The following is a 22,112-nucleotide window of genomic DNA, read 5'->3' on the forward strand; positions in this document are numbered from 1 at the left end:
CCCTTCTATTTTTTATTTATTATTATAAGTTCCTTCACACGAATGGAAACGATAAAGAAAAGCTAAGGGTAACGTCTCATCTCTATAGAAGCTCAAAAAAAGAAGAGGCTGGGACAGAAGTGCCTGGCACCTTATCGTAACGACTATATGTACGCACTGATTTATCTAGTGCACACAATAGATTGTATCGGAGGGTACCTGGCTCTTTGTTTTGTCCCAGCCTCCCGTTTTTCTCATACTAACAATTTCTTTAGCAAAGCTTTTTGTACATGGAGACGGTTTTCAGCTTGCTCAAATACTGCTGAATGTTCTCCATCAATGATTGAAGCCGTTACTTCCTCTTCACGATGGGCTGGTAAACAATGAAGAAAATGATAGTCATCTTTAGCAAATTGTACAAGTGCATCGTTTACTTGGAAGTCTTTAAATGCTAGTAAGCGTTTCTGCTGCTCACTTTCCTGTCCCATGCTCGCCCAAACGTCTGTATACACAATATCGGCATCTTTCACGGCATCTATAGGATTAGTTGTCACTTCAATTGTTGCTCCAGTTTGCTTCGCAATTTCCATTGCTTTTTCGACTATTTCTTGATTTGGCTCATAGCCAACTGGACATCCTATAGTAAAGTCCATTCCTACCTTTGCAGCTGCAATCATTAATGAATGAGCCACATTATTTCCATCACCTAAGTAAGCTGTTTTTACACCTGTAAATTTACCTTTTAAACGATATATCGTTTTTAAATCAGCAAGTGCCTGGCACGGATGAAATAAATCCGTAAGTCCATTAATTACGGGAACGGATGCATGATTAGCAAGCTCCTCAATTTTGTCATGCCCAAACGTACGAATCATAATCGCATCCACATAACCTGACAGAACCTTTGCTGTATCTGAAACAGGTTCTCCTCTTCCTAGTTGAAGATCTTGACTACTTAAGAACAAAGCATGACCACCAAGCTGAAGCATACCTGTTTCAAACGAAACGCGTGTTCTTGTCGATGATTTCTCAAATATCATCGCTAATGTTTTTCCTTGTAGAATTGGTTGGATAGGCTGCAATTCCAATTGAAAGGCATCGTCTAGCAGTTCAATAATTTCTTCTTGGCTATAATCTAAAAGCGTTAAAAAATCGCGTTTTGTTTGTTTCGTTTTTTCAATAACAGGAACACTAATCATTGGTTCACCACTTCCTTTTGTAGTAATTCTTGCATAGAGGATACCGAACTATCTACAAGCTTTGTTGCTTCAAGACAAGCATAAAATGTACTCATATGTGTAAAGAGAACCATCCCTTTTTCAATAGCCTGCTCTCTGTTTCGTTTTCCGTTAGGACGATCATCAATGGATACAAAAATCCCCTTGTCTCCTTCGACCCAAGTGTCAAAATGGTCGACTTCTACTTTAAGCCCTGCTTCTTTTGCTTTTGTTATGGCTTCTTCATCAATGACATCAAAATAAACGGAGGTCACGTTTTCTAAGTCTTTATAGAAAATCTTACGATAAACTTCTTGAAGATTTCCTCCTACACACATACCTTCACCAGTTGCTTTCATTTCTGGTCCTACTGTAATATCCACATCATGTAAGGCATGACTTGAAAAAACAGGATATTTCACTGCTACAATAGACGTCTCCTTTAGCGGCTGAAGATTCACTTCTTTTAAAGAACGACCGCATAAAAGCTGAGTAGCATATTTGATAATTGGAATACCTGTCACCTTACTAATAACCGGAGCTGTTCGACTTGCTCGTGGATTTACTTCTAGAATAAAAACATCGTCCCTATTCAATAAAAACTGGATATTCATGATTCCACGATAAGTTAGTCTTTTCACCAATTTTTTTGCATACTCTTTAATCACCTGTTTTGTATGATTGGAAAAGTGCTGTGATGGTAGAATCGCTAAACTATCACCCGAGTGAACACCAGCAGGCTCAACATGTTCAATAAAAGTAGGAATAAATGCTTCCTCCCCATCAGAAATGAGATCGATCTCACCTTCAATTCCTTGAACAAATTGATCAATTAAAATTGGATAGATCATCGTTGTGTTAGTCGCTAGAAGCTCCTTTAATTCTGCTTCTGATTGCACGACAACCATTCCTTTACCACCAATTACATAAGAAGGACGTAGCAAGATTGGATATCCTATTTCTTGAGCTCCATGAACGGCCTCAGTTGCATCGTTTGCTGTTAATCCCTTCGCATGAGGGATGTGTAACTCATCTAAGATGTGGTAGAACTTGTCACGATCTTCAAGCCAATCTAATGTGTCAGTATCTGTTCCAAGTAGCTTAACACCTGCTGACTCAAGCTGGTCGGCAAGATTAATCGCTGTCTGGCCCCCATATTGCACAATCACTGAATCAATCTTCTCAGAATCAATCACGTTTAAGACATGCTCAAGCGTAATAGGCTCAAAATACAAACGGTCAGCTGTTTCAAAATCTGTACTCACTGTTTCAGGATTATTATTAATCATAATTGCTTCATAGCCAAGCTGTTTTAATGCCTTAATACCGTGAACTGCACTATAATCAAATTCAATACCTTGACCAATACGAATTGGTCCTGAACCGATAATAAGAATTTTCTTTTGATTTGATAATGCTGGTTGTTCATTCTCTCCAAAATACGTGGAGTAAAAATAGTTTGTACGAGCTTCAAATTCTGCAGCACATGTATCAACATATTTATAAGAAGCCGTAATGCCCGCTCCAAGACGAAGCTTTCTGATTTCTTTTTCAGGCGTTTCTATTAAAGTACTAATCGTTTTGTCTGAGAACCCCTTTTCCTTCGCCTTCTTCATAAGCTCTACATCAAAAAGAAGTGGAAATTGCGTTTTTATTTTTCCCTCCATCTCAACAATATGGCTAAAGGAGGATAAGAAATAATAGTCCATTTTCGTGATATCATGGATTTCTTGAAGAGATACACCTCTTCTAATTAATTCCATGACTGCGAAGAAACGGCGATCATCTGTTACCCTCATTAATTCAATTACTTCTTCTGTAGAAAGCTTCACAAGTTCGGGTAAATGTGTTCCAATATTATCTAATTCAAGGGAGTCACAAGCTTTTTGAATGGCCGCTTCTAAATTACGCTCAATCGCCATAACCTCGCCTGTTGCTTTCATTTTTGTCCCAAGCTTTCGGTCTGCTTTGGTAAACTTATCAAAAGGCCATCTAGGGAATTTCACAACTACATAATCAAGGGAAGGCTCAAAGCTTGCATACGTACTCATTGTTAATGGATTTTTTAATTCCTCTAACGTATAGCCAACAGCTAACTTAGCTGCAATTTTAGCAATCGGATAACCAGTAGCCTTTGATGCAAGCGCAGAAGATCTGCTAACCCGTGGATTAACTTCAATCACATAATATTGTTTACTGTTTGGATCTAATGCTAACTGAATGTTACATCCACCGATCACCCCAAGCGCTGAGACAATTTTCACTGCTGCACTTCGAAGCATATGGTATTCTTGATCTGATAAGGTTTGAGAGGGTGCTACAACAATGGAATCACCTGTATGAACACCCACCGGATCAATATTTTCCATATTGCATACAGAGATACATGTTCCTTTATGATCGCGGATCATCTCATACTCTACTTCTTTAAAACCAGCAATGCTCTTCTCAACTAATATTTGCGTAATAGGACTTGCATGTAAACCACTCTTAACAAGCTTATGATATTCCGTCTCGTTGGAAGCAATTCCTCCCCCTTTCCCTCCAAGAGTATAGGCTGGACGAATAATAATAGGGAATCCAATTTTCTTCGCAAAATCCATGGCTTCATCAAACGTTGTCACAATTGCACTTTCGGGAATTGGCTCATTTAAATCGTACATTAATTGACGGAATTCATTACGGTCTTCTCCCTTACGAATTGATTCAATCGATGTACCAAGTAACGACACCCCATATTTCTCTAGTACGCCCGCTTCATGGAGCTCCATTGCTAAATTAAGACCCGTCTGACCTCCTAATGAAGCAAGAAGACCATCTGGCTTTTCTTTTTCAATAATCTTCGTTAAACTCTCAACTGTTAATGGCTCAAAGTAAAGAACATCTGAGAATTCCTCGTCAGTCATGATGGTTGCAGGATTGTTATTAACGAGAACAACCGTATATCCCTCTTCTTTTAACGCTAGGCAGCCTTGAGTTCCTGCATAATCAAACTCTGCTGCCTGACCAATGACAATTGGGCCAGAACCAATGACAACAATTTTTTTGATGGATTTGTTTTTAGACATAAGCTATATCTCCTTTTGATGCTGTAACGGATTCTAAAAATTCATCAAAGATCCACTCACTATCCGTTGGACCAGGGTGTGCTTCTGGATGAAATTGAGCTGATAAAATAGGTAGTGTTTTATGTGAAATCCCTTCAATTGAGCCATCATTTATATGATAAAAGCGGATAGCTAACTCCGTATTTTCTAAACTATCTTTCATCACAACATAGCTATGATTTTGAGATGTCATGAACACTTTATCTGTTTTTGTATCAATAACAGGCTGATTTGCACCTCTATGACCAAACAGCAACTTCTTTGTTTTCGCACCAAAGGCTAATGAAAGGAGCTGATGACCTAAACAAATTCCAAAGGTTGGGTAGCTTTCGGCAAGTTCCTTTATTTTAGATAAATAGTCTTTGAGCTTCTCCGGATCTCCAGGTCCATTCGATAAAAGAATCCCATCTGGCTCTAGTTGATTTACTTGGTCCATCATGTGGAATGGTACCGTTGTAACCCTACAGCCTCTATTAACAAGTGCTGTTAGGATTGATTTCTTGAATCCAAAATCAATTAATGCAATATGTTTATCACCTTTGCCATGACTCTGTATGGATGCAGAGGCTACATCAAAAACACCGTCTTCAAACATTTCACATGGCGCTTCATTAAGATGAGCATTCTTTGTAATTAAGGCTGCCATTGAGCCGTGATTTCTAATTTTCTTTACGACTGCACGTGTATCAATATGATGCAAAATTGGAATGTTCCACTTTTGGAGGTATTCTTTCATGCTGTATTTCGCTTCGTAATGGGAATACTCTTGTGTACACTCATAAAGAACAACAGCTTTTACTTGTGGCTCCTTACTTTCCCCATCTGACTTATTCACACCATAGTTTCCGATTAACGGATAGGTGAAGACAACAATTTGATTTTTATATGAAGGATCTGTTAGTACCTCTTGATATCCCGTCATCCCAGTAAAAAAGACAATTTCGCCATTGATTTCTTCTTGACCAATTTGTTCTAAAATTCCTTCGTACATTGATCCATCCTCTAAGTGAAGATAACCTTTCATCTGTTACACCTCGTTTGTAAAAAATCTTATCCTAAAAAACGGATAATTATTTATATTAAAGTATTTTTATTCATTCATTCGCAAAAAAATAAACTCTATTCACTGAGTACTGATTGCTTTTGTTTAGAAAATACTTGGTTGATTTTTTCAATCGCTACATCCATCTCTTCATACGTAACCGTTAATGGTGGAAGTAAGCGAATTACATTCGGTCCTGCTGGTAACGTTAGTAGCTGTTCTTCTCTTAATTGTTGAATGATTTCACCGATCTCCTCTTTACAAGAAATCCCTAGTAATAAGCCCTTCCCCCTTACTTCTTCTACTAGAAAATGAGTACCTATTACATTATTCAACTTCTCTATAAAATAGTGACTTTTTTTCTCAACTTCCTTTAAAAATTCTTCTTCAAAAATTTTAGCCAAAGTAGCTTTTGCTGCTGCCATGCTAATTGGATTTCCTCCAAAGGTCGATCCGTGACTACCTGGTCCAAAGGTTTCAACAAGATGCTTTTTCCCAATCATTGCTCCAACAGGTAATCCACTACCTAGGCCTTTTGCTGACGTAATAATGTCAGGTGAGAGGTTGTAATGCTGATAGGCAAAAGGTTTCCCCGTACGCCCTATTCCCGTCTGAACCTCGTCAATGATTAGCAATGCTCCTAGTTTTTCACAGGTTTCTTTCACTTTGCTTATAAAGTCCTCAGTTGCAGGAACAACGCCACCTTCACCTTGAACAACTTCTAGCATAATGGCCGCAACATCATCCTGCAAATGATCGAGTTGTTGTACATCGTTATAAGGCAAGTATTCAAAAGTTTCAAGTAACGGACCAAAGCCTTGTTGAATCTTTTCCTGACCTGTCGCTGACATTGTCGCAAAGGTACGGCCATGAAAGGATTGATAAAACGTGACAATCTTTGTCTTGCCTGTAAATTTACGTGCTAGCTTAATTGCCGCTTCATTTGCTTCTGCTCCACTATTGCAAAAGAATACAGCATCTCCATCACTGGATTCCACTAGCTTTTTTGCTACTTCTTCCTGAATTGGCTGTTGAAATAGGTTTGACATGTGCCAGTACTTACCTAGCTGTTCTTGAATAGACGTTAAAACATCTTCATCGGCATGACCTAGATTACACACCGCAATACCTGAAACAAAGTCTAAATATTTCTGATTGTGTTCATCGATCACCCATGAACCTTTAGCTTCCTTAACAGTTACATTCCATCTTGCATAGGTTGGAAATTGATAGCTCATCTTTGTAATACCTTCCTCTCCTTCACAATTTTTGTCCCCTTAAATTTATGCCCTTGATAAAATTCTTCTTTCCCACTCACAATCATGACCTCTTGGCAATTATCTGATAATGTGGCGACAGCCGATTGAACCTTCGGAATCATTCCCCCTGTAATCACTTCGGCTTTAATAAATGAGTCAATTTCAGTTGGCGTTATCTCTTCAATTACTTGTTTTTCCTGGTTAAGGATACCAGGTACATCTGTTACAAAGAGGAATTTCTCAGCTCCAATCGCATTAGCTATCGCAGCTGCAGCTAAATCCGCATTAACATTTAATGTTTCCTGTGACCCATTGCGGGCAAGTGGAGCCATGACTGGAATATATCCGTTTTGCATAAGAAGCTGAAGCACTTCTGTTTGAACAGTCGTAACCTTTCCAACTAACCCAAGAGACTTCTGATCCATGTACTCTGCACCTAAAATACCTGCGTCACTTCCTGACAGACCAATGGATTTCAACTGTCTAGTTTGAAGTAAGTTCGCTAGCTGCTTATTTATTTTTCCTGCCAGGATCATTTCCGCTACTTCTAAAACTGGCTTTGTTGTTTTCCTCTGTCCATTCACAAACTCTGATTCAATTCTCAGCTCATTTAGCATCTTTGTAATGTCAGGTCCACCACCATGAACAATTACAATCTGCCAATCTTCCTTTACTAGATCCGTTAAACTTTGAAAAAAAGCTTCTGACAACTGATGAACTGTGCTACCTCCACATTTTAAAACAAGTTTTTTAGTCATTTCGCTCTCCTTACGTACGATAGCTCGCATTAATTTTCACGTAATCGTATGTTAAATCGCAGCCCCAGGCCTTTCCTGACTCTTCACCTACACCTAAGTGAACGGTAATGTTTACTTGCTCTTTTTTTAAATAGTCTGAAGCAAGCTCTTCTGAAAAAGCTTGTGGTCTATTATTTGTAAATAAACAAATATCACCTAAATAAATATCGATATCCTCAGGATCAACGGAAGCTTCACTATATCCTACAGCGCAAATAATTCTCCCCCAGTTAGCATCAGCTCCATAAACGGCTGTTTTTACAAGACTAGATCCTACAATCTTCTTTGCAACGACATTTGCTTCATGCTTTGTTTTTGCACCTGTTACTTCCACCTCAATAAGCTTCGTTGCGCCTTCTCCATCCTTCGCTATTTGCTTCGCTAGCTCTTCACTTACTAATTGGAAAGCTTTCTTGAATTCTCCCCATTGCGGATGCTGCTCATTTAATGGATGATTATCAGCCTTCCCATTCGCCATAACAAGAACCATATCATTTGTAGAAGTATCACCATCAACAGTGATTTGATTGTACGTCTTATCCGTTACATCACTTAATAATGATTGAAGTGAGCTAGAATCGATACAAGCGTCTGTTGTGATAAAGCTGAGCATGGTTGCCATATTCGGATGAATCATTCCAGATCCTTTTGCTGCCCCGCCAATCACAACAGGCTTCCCATCAATCTCAACTTTGTAACAGGAGGTCTTCATGACAAGATCTGTTGTTAAGATTGCTTGTTGAAACGCAACAGCTGATTCTTTCGAAGGGGTTGGTGAAAGCTGACTAATACCATTACGAATTTTATCCATTTTTAAAAACTCACCAATAACACCCGTAGATGCCACCGCCACTAAATGTTTGTCAATTTGGAAGAGTTCCGCACATTTTTCTCTCATTTCATACGCATCTAAAAGTCCTTGTTCGCCAGTACAAGCATTTGCATTTGCACTGTTCACAACAATTGCTTGAAGTAAATCTTCCGTTGCGATACTTTCTTGAGTCACTTTTAATGGAGCAGCTTGAAAATGACTTTGCGTATAAACCGCTGCGCAATTTGCTGGCACTTCACTGTAGATAACACCTAAGTCATTTTTTGTATAACGCAAGCCTGCGTGTACACCGTCTGCTAAAAATCCTTTAGGTGAAACAACCGATCCGTCTTCAATTTTCATTATCGTTGATGTTTGTTTTGTTTGTATCACAATCTTTTCCTCCTAGGAATTATGGATAAATAGGAGCAAGCTTAATGCCAGAAGTTTCATCAAAACCGTTCATTATATTGAAATTCTGTACAGCCTGACCCGCTGCCCCCTTCATTAAATTGTCAATAACCGCCACTATTGTAACCCGATTTGTTCTTGTATCAACACTGAGGCCGATATCACAGAAATTAGAGGCATATACTTCTTTTGTTGATGGAAATTCTCCTTGACTCCTCACTCGTACAAATGAAGAATCTTGATAATATTGCCTATATTCATTGATTAACTGTTCAGTAGATAATGTATCTTTTAAGCTAGCATTGATCGTTGCCATGATTCCCCGTGTCATTGGTATAAGATGTGTATGAAATGTGATGTATGGAACTTCAGGGTTAACCTGCTGTAACGCCTGTTCAATTTCTGGTATATGCTGATGTTCATGCACCTTGTAAATTTTGATGTTTTCATTCACTTCAGAAAAATGTGTTGCTTGAGAAGCATTTCTTCCTGCTCCTGAAACCCCGGTTTTCGCATCCACTATAATGGAATCCACCTGTATGAATTGTTTTTCAACGAGTGGGGCTAATCCAAGAATTGTTGCAGTAGGAAAACAACCAGGATTCGCAATAATTTTTGCATGTTTAATGCTTTCTTTATTTAATTCCGATAACCCATACACTGTCTGTTCTAAAATATCTCCATTCACAGCGGGTCGCTTATACCACTGCTCATAGGATGCTTTATTCCTTAACCTTAGATCACCTGACAAATCAATTAACTTTACATTCGTTCCCATAAAGCTTGGTGATAGTTTACTAGAAACACCTGGAGGCGTAGCTAAAAACAATACATCCAGATTTGCTTTCATCTCTTCTATATCAATATCCTTGAGAACATGTTCACTTAATGTATTCAATTGTGGATAAACGTGAGTATAGGAAACATCCATATCTGAAGATGAATAAAGTATGCATTCCTCAACATGTGGATGATTGGATAACAAACGATACAATTCGACTCCACCATAACCAGTGGCACCGACAATCCCGACCTTCACCAAATCACCTTCTTATAAAGAGTTCATTTTTCTAAATTATTACTCAATTATAAATATGTATAAAAATAAAATCAAGTGTATAAATAGTATTTTTACCATCTTTTTTTCGTCATAAAATTTAACAGCCTTTTTTTCACTCTATAGGCTTTGTCTACCCTACAATTCAAACTCCGCCACATCAAAGCAGCAACCACTTTTACCTTTCGACAGCATTCCAAAAAAATAGACCTTCAGCATGTGTGAAGGTCTACTCCTTGCAATCGTATTGATGATACATCTAGATGATTGGTCAACATTAGCATGTGAGTGCTCCTCATTCCCCTATCTCTTGGTTCCTTCTAAATGGTCATACATGAATAAAGAGGATAAAAAGTTGAATAATAAGAATAAAATCATATTTGATTGGAGCACTCCCAAATGAATAAAGTATTCATGTTCTCTTCATTACTTCTTCCTTGGTTTACTTTGTTTTTCGCAACTTCTGATAGTAGAAAAAAATACATGCCGGTTACCATCTTCACCTCCTTATTAATGACCATCATCTTTCAAATCGCCTATACATATAAATGGTGGGTCATTCATGAACAAATCGTACCTTGGGGGTATATGATTGATGTTGGTTTCGCATACGGAGTATTTGCAGTAGGTACCTTCTGGATTTTCAAGCTTACTTCGCATAAATTTATCCTTTTTGTCATTGTTAATCTTATAATGGATGCACTAATGGCTTATTTGGTCCTTCCCCTTTTAGGAAAGTTAGAAATCGCTGAATACAAGAATATTTCCCCTACACACTATTTAGTGGTAATCTTTACCTTGTCCTTCATCATTTATGGATACCATAAGTGGCAGGAAAAGATTTTCAAGTAAGGATTTCCTTATTTGACTAGGCCCTCTCTGTTTCTGCGAATTACATAGGGGAATTCTGGAAATGTAAGGAGTTATGAAGCCAGTCATTATAAACTTCCAAATAAAAAGACTGTTGAACTTCAGATATTTTCTGATTTTCAACAGTCTTTATCTAATTAGAGGCTTTTTCTCAGTATCTAAAGCTAGACTTTCAACATTGTATTTATTCTTACCTTTAATGAAAAGCAAATTTACGAAAGCTGTCTCTATTAATTTTTAATCTGTAACACCTAAAGCAATTTTCGCATATCTAGACATTTTATCCTTCGTCCAAGGTGGGTTCCACACAATATTTACCTCTGTACTCTTCACCTCTGGAATGTCCTGTAGCGCTGCTTTTACCTGGTCCACAATAGTACCAGCTAACGGACACCCCATTGAAGTTAGGGTCATAGTTACCTCTGTTTGTCCTTCTTCATCCATGTCTACATCATATACTAGACCTAAATTAACAATATCTACACCTAGCTCCGGATCAATAACAGTTTCTAACGCTCCATATATATTGTCTTTTAATAGCTCATCCATTATTTTAGCTCCTTTCTCTTATTTCATTTTATTTTTATCCTCTCCTGAGTATAGTAAAGGATGTTTACAAATGAAAGGAATCTGCTCTTATAAGTAGTTTTCAAACCAATCAACTAGTGCATAAACCCCTTCTCTAGATACTTTATGATCAGCTAGTGGATCGGTAATAAATTTTAACATATGTGGATTCTCCTCATACATTGGCACAATTTCCTTATAAAACTGATAAGTAGGAGCAAACGGAACTACTGGATCCTTTTCCCCATGCCAGAAAAGTAAAGGCCTGTTATGAAGCTTGTCTCGATGAAGCGTTAAGTCAAAAGGCTCCAATCCATTCACTTGCTGTTCAATTTCTTCACTTGTTAAGGGAATCTCAACACCGCTTTGCTGTAACGAATTTAACTGAGCCTTTAACATTTGAACATATCCCGGACTCCCCATCAGACTTACAGCTGCTTTAATCCAGTCATATTGAGTAAGGGCACCGAGTGTCGTAATTCCACCCATTGACGTTCCAGCTACTCCAATCCGTTTGGGATCGACCAGTTGCTTTTCTACAAAATAATCCTTTAATGTTTTTAATTCTTTAATTTCATTCACAACAATTTTCCAAAAGCGCATACTTAATTGTTTTATATCATAATTCCCAGTCCGCTCTCCATGATATAAAGCCTCAGGAAGAATAACCCTTATACCCTTTTCAGCCAGAAGGTAAGCATAATGTAAATTATTCTCCTTTCCACTTGTAAACCCATGAATAAACATCACGAAAGGAGTTTTTTCATGTTGTAAAGATTCATCTACAATATGTAAAAGGGGAATGTTTGCTACGATTTGTTTTTCAACGATTACCAAGAATAAACGCCTCCCTATCTATTTTGCCACGAATTCATTTTAACATGTAGACATGAAAGTTGGAAAAAAGATACACTATAGAAGAATAACCTTTCAATAATGAGGATGAAAAGGAGACATTATGGAAACAAAACCATTCTTAATTGCTTTAGATTTAGACGGCACTCTTTTAAAAGATGATAAGACCATCTCCTCCTACTCAAAGGAAATGGTCACAAAAGCAAGAGAAGCAGGCCATATTGTCTGTATTGCGACAGGAAGACCATTCCGATCAAGCTCTATATATTATGAAGAGCTTGGGTTAACTACACCCATCGTCAACTTTAATGGTGCATATGTACATCATCCAAAAGACAATAGTTGGGGAACCTACCATACAACTTTAGAATTAGAGATAGTAAAACAAATCATTGAAGTAGCCGAAGAGCATGACTTACATAATATGCTAGCTGAAATTATAGATGATGTTTATTTCCATTATCATGATGAAAAATTAATTGATGTATTTAGCATGGGAAATCCAGAGGTTACAATTGGAGACCTTCGAACCAATTTAGGGGAAGATGTAACAAGTATTTTAATACATGCAGCCGAAAAAGATGTTGATAAAATTAGATCCTATTTATCAGATGTTCACGCTGAAGTTGTGGATCACAGGAGATGGGCTGCACCTTGGCATGTCATTGAAATCATTAAGGCTGGTACGAACAAGGCAGTAGGGTTACAAAGAATTGCTACCTATTACGATATTCCTAAAGAGCGAATCATTGCTTTTGGTGATGAAGATAATGATCTAGAGATGCTTGAATATGCAGGTCATGGTGTTGCAATGGGTAATGCGATTAAAAAACTAAAGTCAGTAGCGAATAAGCATACGAAAACGAACGAAGAAGATGGCATTGCCCATTATTTAAAGGAAGTTTTATCGTTATAGAGATAGATATTGCCACTCATAGGTTGATTATTTTTACAGATAATAATGATTGACGCAACACATTAGCGTCAACATTTAAAGGGGGGCTTTTTCAATGGGTAAACGTAACAAATCTAAACGTTTTGTACAACAAGGCAAGGATACAGTTACTAAACACGATGAGAGGTTCCCTTACCATTCAACACTTTCACAAGCGGAAGAGGAAAAAGCAAAAACGCAAGAAGACTCCTCACTTGGAGGGATATAAATGGCAAATCAACTATTTCAACAAGCGAGAGAAGCCGTTGCCTATGCCAATTCTGTAGCATCAGGTTCTGCAAACGGAGATCAGCAAGAGGCTGTGATGAAGGCAAAAAATGCATTATCCTCCGCCTTTGCAAATTGTACAGATGCAGAACGAGCTCAATTGCGTGAGTTCCAACAAACAATCGAAACATTGTAATAGGAAAGACCCGAGCATTGTGGTTCGGGTCTTTTGACTGTAGAATAATGTTGGAACTGAATATAGTTTTACGAGATAAGGTTTCTTCCTATGTACTTAAGGGGGAATTCGTACTTGGGCTCTTGTAAAAAAGACAATTTGAGTCTTTTTTAAGAATTCCTAGCTAAACTAGGGTGAATGATCCTTTTCTGAAGCCCCTATGCTTGTTAAAACATACATTTAGAGATAAAGTCATCGTTAGATTCAAGTCTATTCGGCTATTTTATGAGGTCTAACCGCTGTTTTGGGGTGCTCTTTCCGCGATTTTGGGTGTTCTATCCGCGATTTTCGGCGCTCTTTCCGCGATTTTGGGTGTTCTATCCGCGATTTCCGCCTCTCTTTCCGCGATTTTCGGTGTTCTATCCGCGATTCGGGATGTTCCGACAAATTTCGCACATCCCTCATCCTCACACTTTCACTTGTTCATTCCCCCAGCTACTTAATCCTTTCTAAAGAAACCAATTTTGAGTCTTTTTAAGAATTCCTAGCTAAATTAGGGTGAATGATCCTTTTCTGAGGCCCCTATGCTTGTCAAAACATCCATTTAGAAAGAATTCATCGTTAGATTCAAGTCTATTCGGCTTATTTTATGAGGTCTAACCGCTGTTTTGGGTGCTCTTTCCGCGATTTTCGGCGCTCTTTCCGCGATTTTGGGTGTTCTATCCGCGATTTCCGCCTCTCTATCCGCGATTCGGGATGTTCCGACAAATTTCACACATACCTCATCCTCACACTTTCACTTGTTCATTCCCCCAGCTACTTAATCCTTTCTAAAGAAACCAATTTTGAGTCTTTTTAAGAATTCCTAGCTAAATTAGGGTGAATGATCCTTTTCTGAGGCCCCTATGCTTGTCAAAACATCCATTTAGAAAGAATTCATCGTTAGATTCAAGTCTATTCGGCTATTTTATGAGGTCTAACCCTGTTTTGGTTGCTCTTCCCGCGATTTTGGGTGTTCTTTCCGCGATTTTGGGTGTTCTATCCGCGATTTTCGCCTCTCTTCCCGCGATTTTCGCCTCTCTTCCCGCGATTTCCGCCTCTCTTTCCGCGATTTCCGCCGCTCTTTCCGCGATTCGGGATGTTCCGACAAATTCCACACACACACCCCTCCCACTTCCACATCCCACATCCTCACACTTTCACTTGCTCATCCCCCCAGCTACTTAATCCTTTCTAAAGAAACCAAATATCCCTGTTGTTTGAACAATATTTGTAAACGCATTAGGATCTACATGTTTAATAATTTTTTCTAAATCATATAATTCATAACGAGTCACAACGATTATCATCATTTCTTTTTCTTCATTTGTGAAACCACCCTTTGCAGGAATAGTCGTAATTCCACGTGTTAGCTTCGCATGGATTTCCTTTTTTAATTCTTCGGATTTTTTCGTGATGACCATCGCAGTTAGTTTTTCGTATCTTGTGTGGATCGCGTCAATGACTCTTGTTGATGCATACAATGTCACTAACGTATAAAGAGCTTTTTCCCATCCATATAAAAGTCCAGCTGCCATAATAATGATTGCATTAAGCATAAAAAAGTAAGTGCCTACAGGTCTATCCTTCATTCTTGATAAAATCATCGCTATAATATCTAGTCCACCAGTTGATGCACCATATTTTAACGTAATCCCTACACCAACTGCAGAAAGCACTCCTCCAAAGACCGCATTAAGCAGAATATCTTCAGATAATGAATGTAATGGGATGATTCCTAGAAACAAGGTAGTCGCAACTACACTGACAAAGCTATAAAGCGTGAAGGATTTTCCTACTTTCAACCAGCCTAGAATTGCAACAGGTATATTCAATAGTAATAAAAGAATACCCGTTGATATATATATAGGCGTATATTCATCAAGTACACTTGATACTAATTGGGCAATTCCGGTAAATCCACCTGCATATACATTAGCAGGAATAAGGAATAAATTTAATCCTATAGCATTTAATAACGCACCTAAAAGAACAATAAATGTTTTTTTCGCTTCCGTTTTCACCATATATGTGTCCCCCTCCTTCATGACCAAAGTATCTTACTCTTGATTTTCCCCTTTGTAAAGAAATGAATACAAAGATTGTATTTTATTTAAGAGATGATTAAACTAACACTGTAAGGTCCTTTTTATCTTTTTTGCCCTTATTACACTTTTCCCTGAACGACCTTACATAATCATATAGTTTTACGTGATAGAAAAAAATAAATAGAACGAGGTGTTTTTATGAGTGTACAAATAATCGCCGACAGTGCCAGTGATTTACCGATAGATTATTTTGAGGAGAATTCTCTGCTCTTTCTTCCATTGACTGTTGATTTAAACGGAGAACAACTTAAAGATCAAATTGAAGCAAGCCCTAAAAAAATCTATGATGCTATGCGTGAAGGAGCCATTGCCAAAACGTCTCAAGTCTCTCCACACGTATTTAAAGAGACCTTTACTGACTTGGCGAAGAATGGTACTCCTGCTGTATATGTTGCCTTTTCTTCTGAGCTTTCAGGTACTTATCAAACCGCAATGATGATTCGAAATGAGGTATTAGAGGAGTATCCAGAAGCAGAACTAAGTATTATTGATTCAAAGTGCGCTTCACTGGGATATGGACTTGCCGTGATGTATGCAAATGAGTTAGCACAAGAAGGGAAATCCTTCACTGAAATTGATCAAATTATTCGTAACTACTGCCCAAAAATCGAGCATATTTTCACAGTAGATAATTTAGAGTACTTAGCAAGGGGCGGAAGAATTAGTAAAACATCTGCATTTGTTGGTGGTCTCCTAAATATTAAGCCGATCCTTCATGTGGACGACGGAAAATTAATTCCCCTTGAAAAAATTCGCGGGCGCAAAAAGGTGTTAAAACGAATCATTGAGATTATGAAGGAACGTGGAGTAAATCTTCAAAATCAACGAATTGCTATTAGTCATGGGGACGACATTGATGTAGCCAATGAAATGAAAGCATTAATTGAGCAGGAATTTTCGCCTCAAGAAGTATACATTCACTATGTAGGTGCTGTCATAGGAGCTCACTCTGGTCCTGGAACGTTAGCTATTTTCTTTTTGAATGCTGAAAAATAAATTTCACATAGAGCTTGAATGGAGTGGGAAAGATAAAGCTAGACCTATTTGAAAGGAGTTTTATCTATGCCACACACTAGTGATAACGATAAGAAAGCAAAAGATAATAATGCTAAAAGACATGAAAAAAATATGGAAAGAGAAAAAAATCGTCAAAAAGGTGAGCGACAATTCTCAAAGAAGACCGACCATATTTAATAAATGACCAGCAGGATTTCATTTTCTGCTGGTCTTCTTTTTCGATGAACCTATCATGAAGACAAAACTAAAAAGCCTTGCACCTTTTGGATGTAGAAAAAGGGCAAGACCTACTTAGTTTTATTTCTATTTTAACTTAAACGTTCCGACAGTTGAATTCAAATCATCTGTTAGTTCTCGCAACTGAGTGACTTTTGATACAATTTTCTCAAATGCTACAAGCTGTTCCGTTGTGGAAGCTGAAATTTCTTCATTTCCTGCAGCTGATTCTTCAACCACTGCACTAATATTTTCAACAGTATTTAACACCTGTTCACCAAATTCCTTTGATTGATGAATGCCTTCTAATAATAGCGTTAAACGCTCCATCATTTCATCGACCTTTGTATGAATATCCTCGAAAGCCTCTGTTGTCGTTTCCATTGACTGTTTTTGATTATCTACTATGATAACGCCTTTTGAGACAGAGCTAGATATATTTGTTATACCATCTTTTATTTTTCCAACCATTTCAAAGATATGCTTTGTTGATTCTGTAGACTCTTCTGCCAGCTTTCGCACTTCTGCAGCAACCACTGCAAAGCCTTTTCCAGCCTCACCAGCACGAGCTGCTTCAATAGCTGCATTTAATGCTAATAAGTTTGTTTGTTCCGCTATCCCTGACACTACTTTTGCCATAGATTCGATTTCAGTTGCATAGTTAGCAAATGTTTTCGCTGATGTTGCAATTAATTGACTCGTTTGAATATTTTCATTCATGAGCTCACGTTGTTGGTTAATAGCTTGTTGACCAACGTGTATCGCTGTTACCGCTTCTTGTGCAAACTTTACAGATTCACCTGATTTGGTAACACTACTCTTTGTTTCTTTATCCATCTTTTCAATAAGGGTAACGGCATCTTGCAAATCATTTGATATGGATTGAGATCCTATGGCCATTTCATTAGTCGAGATGGCTACCTGGTTTGTAATTTCTGTTAAGCCTTTGTTTTCAGATTCTAAATCCTTTGTAAAGCCTTCAACATCCTTACTAACTGTATCAATTGAAAAAATAAGGTGCTTTAATTGTTCGACCATTCTTGAAAAGGCCGTATTAAGCGCTCCTAACTCATCTTTCCCTTTATAGCTAATTTGATCTACAAGTAAATTTCCAGAAGCAATTTCTTCTGCATTTTTTGAAAGCTGCTTTAATGGTTTTGTAATGGAATTAGTCATTCTGATCGCAAAAAACATCGATAATACAATTAATAGGATACTACCTACAATGGAAGAAATAATCACAAAGGAAATTTTATTCTCTAAGTCCTTTTGCAGGAGGGTATACTCAGCATTTGCGTACTCATTTAGAAGATGAATATCATTTGCCACTCCGGCTAAGCGAATCGATTGCTGCTTTGACGATGAAGGGTTTCTCGCGTCTAATGCAGTGTTCGCCTCACCCTCCCATACTTCATATTTTTCGAATGCTTTATTTAATGCTTCTTGACTCTTTTCACTTTTCACTCCATCTTTCAGGGTTGAAAATAATGCTTCTGTCTTTTGCATACTTAGTTGTATTTCTTCTTTTTGTTCATCTGTTGCAACAACCGCAAAGTTACTAAGTCCTTGCCTTGAAGTTGATAATTCTCCTTCTAGCTCTTTAATAGTTAATAAATTTGTTACCTGATCCTGGCTAGAAGATTGGATGAAAAGCATATTAAAGATAATAAAGGCAATCATGAGAATTGCTAACAATAATACACTAACAGAATTAATAAGTAATTTCTTCTTGATTGTCATGACATCCTCCTAGCTTTCATTTGAGAGCTTATCTTTCCATTCGTCAATGATTTTCTGCTCATCATTTGTAAAGTGTTTTACTCGTATCGGCGCTAATCCTATGCCGTCCTCTTTTATCCCAAGCTCTATATGTCCTGCTTGCACTTCACCTTTTTCTACAAGCTGCTCAGCAATTTGATACATCGCTACATCAACATTTTTCATCATAGACGTGACCACTGCTTTCTCAGCATAAAAATATTGATCACTGTCAACTCCAATTGCTAGTACTTCCTTTTCTTGAGCTTTTTTAAGCATTCCAACACCTGTAAAACCTGCAGCAGCATAGAGTACATCTGCTTCGTTCTTAATCATTTCATCAGCAATAGTTGCCCCAAGTTGATCGTTCCCGAAGTCATTTGCATAAGAAACGGCTACTTCTATTGAAGGATTGATTGATTTTGCTCCCTCAATAAACCCTTGTTCAAACTTATTAATAAGTGGAACATCTGCACCACCGATAAAGCCTAATTTTTCTGTTTTGGTGGACAAAGCGGCTACCACACCTGCTAAAAAGCTCCCTTGATCTTCTTTAAATGTAATAGATGTAATATTTTCTAACTCTGATACTGCATCAACTAAGATGAATTGTTGATCTGGAAACTTAGATGCCACTTTTTCTAAATCCTCTTGAACCATAAAACCTAATCCTACAACCACGTCATATTGTTCATCTACTAATTCAGTAATTCCTTGTTCATATGTTTCTGTATCCTTTAATTCACGATAATCAAAAATAATTCCTATTTCATCTCTTGCCTTTTCTAAACCTCTAAATGCCGCGTCACTAAAGGATTGGTCCCCTAGTCCGACGTAGACAACATAATCCCGACTTTTATCTTTTTATCTACTGGATTCGTAACAGACTCCTGTGAACACCCTGAGATAAAAAGGATAATAATCAACATGAAAGCTGACAATTTCTTCATAATCATGATGGTACCTCGCTTTCCATATATTTTTATCCATTCTTCATATCGACAAAATTCTCTGTATTTTTCACCTATTTCGAGAAGGAAGTTTTTTCTTTAAAGACTTTCTCATCCAAAAAAAAATAGCTTTCATTGCTATACCAACAATGAAAGCTATTACATATTTATAATTATTTTTTAATTTTGTTCCTCTTTCTTCGTTTCAGTAAAGTATGTCCAGCCTTCTTTCTGATAGATTCGGCCATTTTTCATTAAATGACCTAACGCTCGCTTAAAAGCAGCTTTACTTAGTTGAAAGCGTTCTTGGATATCTTCTGGATCACTTTTATCTGTAAAGGGCATTGCGCCACCACGTAGCTCCATATACTCTGAAATACGTTCAGCATCACCACTAAGTGCCTCATGTTTTCTAGGAAGTAAAGAAACATTAATTGTACCATCCTCTTTTACATCAATGACTCTACCCGTTACTGTTTCACCTAAACGCGGTTCAACCGTACGTTGTGAAGAGTGAATAAATCCCTTATACCCTTCTGGAGTAATAATGAACGACCCTGCAACAATCATTCTATAGACGGTACCGGTGACTTCTTTATTAAATAGCGTACGGTCAGCATCGTTCATAAGAGGCTCAACAATTTCTTCTGTTGCCAATCTCACAAAGAATTTTCCATTTTGCGAAACCTTAAGTGTACAATACAGCTTGTCCCCAACCTCAGGCCAAACCTGTCTTAAAAACGGAAGATGGTCTCTTGCCACTAACCCATCCTTGCTTAGCCCAATATCGACAAAAGCACCCATGTCGTCTACAATATCAACCACTTCTACCCAACCATACGTATCTTGAGTAATGAGTGGTTTTTTCATTGTGGCATATAATCGATCTAACGAATCCACTCCAAGAAAAACCTCAATTTGGTCTCCCTCTTTAATTTCCTCAGTTATTTCATTACGGTGAAGCAGGACTCTTTCGTCTCCATCTGTCAGGAAAAAGCCAAAGTCAACCTGCTCATCAACGATTAATTTCTCAAATGTACCTGGTATCATGTGTGAATCAAACCCTTTCTTTATCTAGCTGATCACAAAATTTCGTATGCTATGTTACAGTCTTAAACGGATTTCATTAAGTTGTCTCTTTTTAAAAGGTTTTATCCTAACCATAGCCTTCTACTAAAGAGTCTATCGTAAACCAAAAGCTTCTTAAACCTAGTGATTAAACACGACATTCTATTACTAAATTTCACAGAAACTTAAATTAAGAAAGCAAAACATTATGCTTTTGACGTAAAAAGTTGTGATGACTGTTTTATTTTACTATAATCAAGCTATATTATATACGTTTTGGAGGATGAATATGGCGAAAGATAGTTCATTTGATATTGTATCAAAAATCGAATTACCAGAAGTAACAAATGCAATAAATATTGCAATGAAGGAAATTGCTACACGATATGATTTTAAAGGAAGCAAAAGTACAATCTCTCTTGAAAAGGAAGAGCTTGTATTAGTTTCTGATGATGAGTACAAGCTTGAACAGTTAAAGGATGTGCTAATAACAAAATTAATTAAGCGTAATGTACCAACAAAGAACATTAACTATAAGAAAATTGAAAATGCAAGTGGTGGGACAGTTCGTCAAAAGGCAGAGCTAGTCTCAGGTATTGATAAGGAAAATGCAAAAAAAATCAATGCCATTATTAAAGATAAAGGGTTAAAGGTGAAAACTCAAATTCAGGATGATCAAATTCGTGTAACAGGTAAAAGCCGTGACGATCTCCAATCTGTCATTGCTGCTATTAGAGAAGCGGACCTTCCTATTGATGTTCAATTCATTAACTACCGCTAATAAGTATAGCTCATGGAACTATACTCTAGGACTATAGCGTAAATACACCTAATCGTGTCATACATATGGAGTTTGGAATCAGCACTATTCCAAACTCCTTTTTTAGTTTTCTTACTTTGTCATGGTTCCACTACCCTACTACATTTGAAGCTATTTTATACAGTTATCTAGATTATCCAATACCCTCTGTAGTGATGAAAACATCACTTTCGGTAAATCGTATTCAATTCCAAGTTATATCACCAACAAACTGCTTAACACTAAGAGATTGTTGGCTTTTAAATTGGTTTTGTAAACAAAACGACTTATGCTTCTTTAAAGAACCTTGTATGAATTTGATTCATTTAGCAAATTAGTACAACCCTTTTTTCTTACTAAGTTTTTAAAAATATCTAATAAATTACAAATACCTATTGATATTTTTTAGAATATTAGATAAATTAGGTGTAACACTTTTTATTCCTTTAAAGGAAAACGATAATTTCATATCTTATCAAGAGAAGCTGAGGGACTGGCCCGTTGAAGCTTCAGCAACCGGTTTATGTAAGAGGAGACCTAGAAATGAGGAACAGCTTTCCAAATTTCCACTCCCATCATACCAAGGTGCTAATTCCAGCTAAGCATTTCGATGCTTGAAAGATAAGGAGAAGCTTATACTTATTACAGCCTTCTTCTTGGAAGGCTGTTTTTATTTTGCTTTTTTTCACACTTTGTTGCTCTTTATTATTCCAACCCTCAAATTTTACTATAAAAAAGGATGTATGAAAGAGAAATCTACCCTTGTTTTTAGGAGATCAATCATCTAACAAAAATAGCCTTTTACATTGTCTTTTTTGAGCATATATGAATTTAGCTTTCTCGGATTG

22 protein-coding genes, 1 pseudogene and 1 riboswitch are annotated in these 22,112 nt (G+C 37.4%); of the genes and pseudogenes, 9 read left to right on the forward strand and 14 right to left on the reverse strand.

Going from position 1 to position 22,112, the window contains the following annotated elements; genetic code table 11:
* Positions 1-233: 233 nt before the first annotated feature.
* From argF to argC, 7 genes are all read right to left on the reverse strand, one after another.
* Positions 234-1,178: an ornithine carbamoyltransferase gene (gene argF / locus A9C19_RS15245; protein WP_072580731.1), complete on the reverse strand. Its 945-nt coding sequence runs from the start codon at positions 1,176-1,178 to the stop codon at positions 234-236.
* Complete coding sequence (locus A9C19_RS15250; protein WP_072580732.1) at positions 1,175-4,264, reverse strand: carbamoyl-phosphate synthase (glutamine-hydrolyzing) large subunit; 3,090 nt, start codon at positions 4,262-4,264, stop codon at positions 1,175-1,177. The genes argF and A9C19_RS15250 overlap by 4 nt, the downstream gene beginning before the upstream one ends.
* The gene (locus tag A9C19_RS15255; RefSeq protein WP_072580733.1) at positions 4,257-5,327 is read right to left on the reverse strand and encodes a carbamoyl phosphate synthase small subunit; all 1,071 of its coding nucleotides are present in this window, start codon (positions 5,325-5,327) and stop codon (positions 4,257-4,259) included. The genes A9C19_RS15250 and A9C19_RS15255 overlap by 8 nt, the downstream gene beginning before the upstream one ends.
* Before the next feature lie 95 nt (positions 5,328-5,422).
* On the reverse strand, positions 5,423-6,583 hold the full coding sequence (locus A9C19_RS15260) for an acetylornithine transaminase (protein ID WP_072580734.1): 1,161 nt from the start codon (positions 6,581-6,583) through the stop codon (positions 5,423-5,425).
* Positions 6,580-7,362 (reverse strand): acetylglutamate kinase, encoded by a 783-nt coding sequence (gene argB, locus A9C19_RS15265; protein WP_072580735.1) that lies wholly within the window; start codon positions 7,360-7,362, stop codon positions 6,580-6,582. The genes A9C19_RS15260 and argB overlap by 4 nt, the downstream gene beginning before the upstream one ends.
* A 10-nt stretch (positions 7,363-7,372) precedes the next feature.
* Positions 7,373-8,605, reverse strand: a complete 1,233-nt coding sequence (gene argJ, locus A9C19_RS15270; protein ID WP_099092780.1) for a bifunctional ornithine acetyltransferase/N-acetylglutamate synthase — start codon at positions 8,603-8,605, stop codon at positions 7,373-7,375.
* A gap of 19 nt (positions 8,606-8,624) precedes the next feature.
* Entirely contained in the window at positions 8,625-9,662 is a 1,038-nt protein-coding gene (gene argC, locus A9C19_RS15275; protein ID WP_072580736.1) for an N-acetyl-gamma-glutamyl-phosphate reductase, read from the reverse strand.
* 417 nt (positions 9,663-10,079) lie between these two features.
* Here argC and A9C19_RS21530 point away from each other — a divergent pair, with 417 nt between their 5' ends.
* Positions 10,080-10,532 carry a hypothetical protein gene (locus tag A9C19_RS21530; protein WP_145925803.1) on the forward strand — a complete coding sequence of 151 codons (453 nt, stop codon included), beginning with the start codon at positions 10,080-10,082 and terminating at the stop codon, positions 10,530-10,532.
* A gap of 255 nt (positions 10,533-10,787) precedes the next feature.
* Here A9C19_RS21530 and A9C19_RS15285 read toward each other — a convergent pair whose 3' ends face one another.
* Both A9C19_RS15285 and A9C19_RS15290 read right to left on the reverse strand, forming a co-directional pair.
* Entirely contained in the window at positions 10,788-11,099 is a 312-nt protein-coding gene (locus tag A9C19_RS15285) for a metal-sulfur cluster assembly factor (RefSeq protein WP_072580738.1), read from the reverse strand.
* A gap of 87 nt (positions 11,100-11,186) precedes the next feature.
* On the reverse strand, positions 11,187-11,954 hold the full coding sequence (locus tag A9C19_RS15290; protein ID WP_072580739.1) for a prolyl oligopeptidase family serine peptidase: 768 nt from the start codon (positions 11,952-11,954) through the stop codon (positions 11,187-11,189).
* Positions 11,955-12,075: 121 nt separating this feature from the next.
* On the opposite strand from A9C19_RS15290, the gene A9C19_RS15295 reads away from it, so the two are divergent.
* The 5 genes from A9C19_RS15295 to A9C19_RS21835 all read left to right on the forward strand — a co-directional run bounded on the left by A9C19_RS15295 (position 12,076) and on the right by A9C19_RS21835 (position 14,133).
* Positions 12,076-12,888, forward strand: a complete 813-nt coding sequence (locus A9C19_RS15295) for a Cof-type HAD-IIB family hydrolase (protein ID WP_072580740.1) — start codon at positions 12,076-12,078, stop codon at positions 12,886-12,888.
* Between the two features lie 94 nt (positions 12,889-12,982).
* On the forward strand, positions 12,983-13,135 hold the full coding sequence (locus A9C19_RS22085) for a hypothetical protein (protein ID WP_199445789.1): 153 nt from the start codon (positions 12,983-12,985) through the stop codon (positions 13,133-13,135).
* Positions 13,136-13,330 carry a DUF3813 domain-containing protein gene (locus A9C19_RS15300; protein WP_072580741.1) on the forward strand — a complete coding sequence of 65 codons (195 nt, stop codon included), beginning with the start codon at positions 13,136-13,138 and terminating at the stop codon, positions 13,328-13,330.
* Positions 13,331-13,635: 305 nt separating this feature from the next.
* A complete protein-coding gene (locus tag A9C19_RS21830) occupies positions 13,636-13,812 on the forward strand; it encodes a hypothetical protein (RefSeq protein WP_158515097.1) in 177 nt (58 codons plus the stop codon).
* A gap of 165 nt (positions 13,813-13,977) precedes the next feature.
* Positions 13,978-14,133 (forward strand): hypothetical protein, encoded by a 156-nt coding sequence (locus tag A9C19_RS21835; protein WP_158515098.1) that lies wholly within the window; start codon positions 13,978-13,980, stop codon positions 14,131-14,133.
* 138 nt (positions 14,134-14,271) lie between these two features.
* Here the strand turns inward: A9C19_RS21835 and A9C19_RS15305 are convergent, their stop codons facing one another.
* Both A9C19_RS15305 and A9C19_RS15310 read right to left on the reverse strand, forming a co-directional pair.
* Entirely contained in the window at positions 14,272-14,472 is a 201-nt protein-coding gene (locus tag A9C19_RS15305; protein ID WP_145925805.1) for a hypothetical protein, read from the reverse strand.
* A 60-nt stretch (positions 14,473-14,532) separates the two neighbouring features.
* Positions 14,533-15,375, reverse strand: coding sequence for a YitT family protein (locus A9C19_RS15310; protein WP_072580743.1), 843 nt, complete (start codon positions 15,373-15,375; stop codon positions 14,533-14,535).
* Between the two features lie 219 nt (positions 15,376-15,594).
* Between A9C19_RS15310 and A9C19_RS15315 the strand changes: the two genes are divergently transcribed.
* Both A9C19_RS15315 and A9C19_RS15320 read left to right on the forward strand, forming a co-directional pair.
* On the forward strand, positions 15,595-16,452 hold the full coding sequence (locus A9C19_RS15315) for a DegV family protein (protein ID WP_072580744.1): 858 nt from the start codon (positions 15,595-15,597) through the stop codon (positions 16,450-16,452).
* A 66-nt stretch (positions 16,453-16,518) separates the two neighbouring features.
* Positions 16,519-16,650, forward strand: coding sequence for a DUF3941 domain-containing protein (locus A9C19_RS15320; RefSeq protein WP_072580745.1), 132 nt, complete (start codon positions 16,519-16,521; stop codon positions 16,648-16,650).
* A 126-nt stretch (positions 16,651-16,776) separates the two neighbouring features.
* On the opposite strand, the gene A9C19_RS15325 is transcribed toward A9C19_RS15320, so the two are convergent.
* The 3 genes and pseudogenes from A9C19_RS15325 to A9C19_RS15335 all read right to left on the reverse strand — a co-directional run bounded on the left by A9C19_RS15325 (position 16,777) and on the right by A9C19_RS15335 (position 20,447).
* Positions 16,777-18,429, reverse strand: a complete 1,653-nt coding sequence (locus A9C19_RS15325) for a methyl-accepting chemotaxis protein (protein WP_072580746.1) — start codon at positions 18,427-18,429, stop codon at positions 16,777-16,779.
* A gap of 9 nt (positions 18,430-18,438) precedes the next feature.
* Positions 18,439-19,397 (reverse strand): annotated as a pseudogene (locus A9C19_RS15330) (BMP family lipoprotein).
* A gap of 180 nt (positions 19,398-19,577) precedes the next feature.
* On the reverse strand, positions 19,578-20,447 hold the full coding sequence (locus A9C19_RS15335; protein ID WP_072580747.1) for a CvfB family protein: 870 nt from the start codon (positions 20,445-20,447) through the stop codon (positions 19,578-19,580).
* Between the two features lie 307 nt (positions 20,448-20,754).
* Here A9C19_RS15335 and A9C19_RS15340 point away from each other — a divergent pair, with 307 nt between their 5' ends.
* Complete coding sequence (locus A9C19_RS15340) at positions 20,755-21,246, forward strand: YajQ family cyclic di-GMP-binding protein (protein ID WP_072580748.1); 492 nt, start codon at positions 20,755-20,757, stop codon at positions 21,244-21,246.
* A gap of 487 nt (positions 21,247-21,733) precedes the next feature.
* Positions 21,734-21,892, forward strand: a riboswitch (SAM riboswitch).
* Positions 21,893-22,112: the final 220 nt, after the last annotated feature.

The sequence above is a fragment of the Bacillus weihaiensis genome (assembly GCF_001889165.1).
In the GTDB taxonomy this organism is placed as follows: Bacteria; Bacillota; Bacilli; order Bacillales; family Bacillaceae; genus Metabacillus; species Metabacillus weihaiensis.

Excerpts from the sequence above, each read along its gene's own strand:
- A9C19_RS15325 (WP_072580746.1), bottom strand. The coding sequence starts at position 18,429 with ATGACAATCAAGAAGAAATTACTTATTAATTCTGTTAGTGTATTATTG.
- A9C19_RS15315 (WP_072580744.1), top strand. The coding sequence starts at position 15,595 with ATGAGTGTACAAATAATCGCCGACAGTGCCAGTGATTTACCGATAGAT.
- A9C19_RS15340 (WP_072580748.1), top strand. The coding sequence starts at position 20,755 with ATGGCGAAAGATAGTTCATTTGATATTGTATCAAAAATCGAATTACCA.
- A9C19_RS15285 (WP_072580738.1), bottom strand. The coding sequence starts at position 11,099 with ATGGATGAGCTATTAAAAGACAATATATATGGAGCGTTAGAAACTGTT.
- argB (WP_072580735.1), bottom strand. The coding sequence starts at position 7,362 with ATGACTAAAAAACTTGTTTTAAAATGTGGAGGTAGCACAGTTCATCAG.
- A9C19_RS15300 (WP_072580741.1), top strand. The coding sequence starts at position 13,136 with ATGGCAAATCAACTATTTCAACAAGCGAGAGAAGCCGTTGCCTATGCC.
- A9C19_RS15255 (WP_072580733.1), bottom strand. The coding sequence starts at position 5,327 with ATGAAAGGTTATCTTCACTTAGAGGATGGATCAATGTACGAAGGAATT.
- A9C19_RS15250 (WP_072580732.1), bottom strand. The coding sequence starts at position 4,264 with ATGTCTAAAAACAAATCCATCAAAAAAATTGTTGTCATTGGTTCTGGC.
- A9C19_RS21530 (WP_145925803.1), top strand. The coding sequence starts at position 10,080 with ATGAATAAAGTATTCATGTTCTCTTCATTACTTCTTCCTTGGTTTACT.
- A9C19_RS22085 (WP_199445789.1), top strand. The coding sequence starts at position 12,983 with ATGGGTAAACGTAACAAATCTAAACGTTTTGTACAACAAGGCAAGGAT.
- A9C19_RS15260 (WP_072580734.1), bottom strand. The coding sequence starts at position 6,583 with ATGAGCTATCAATTTCCAACCTATGCAAGATGGAATGTAACTGTTAAG.
- A9C19_RS15320 (WP_072580745.1), top strand. The coding sequence starts at position 16,519 with ATGCCACACACTAGTGATAACGATAAGAAAGCAAAAGATAATAATGCT.
- argF (WP_072580731.1), bottom strand. The coding sequence starts at position 1,178 with ATGATTAGTGTTCCTGTTATTGAAAAAACGAAACAAACAAAACGCGAT.
- A9C19_RS15310 (WP_072580743.1), bottom strand. The coding sequence starts at position 15,375 with ATGGTGAAAACGGAAGCGAAAAAAACATTTATTGTTCTTTTAGGTGCG.
- A9C19_RS15335 (WP_072580747.1), bottom strand. The coding sequence starts at position 20,447 with ATGATACCAGGTACATTTGAGAAATTAATCGTTGATGAGCAGGTTGAC.
- A9C19_RS15295 (WP_072580740.1), top strand. The coding sequence starts at position 12,076 with ATGGAAACAAAACCATTCTTAATTGCTTTAGATTTAGACGGCACTCTT.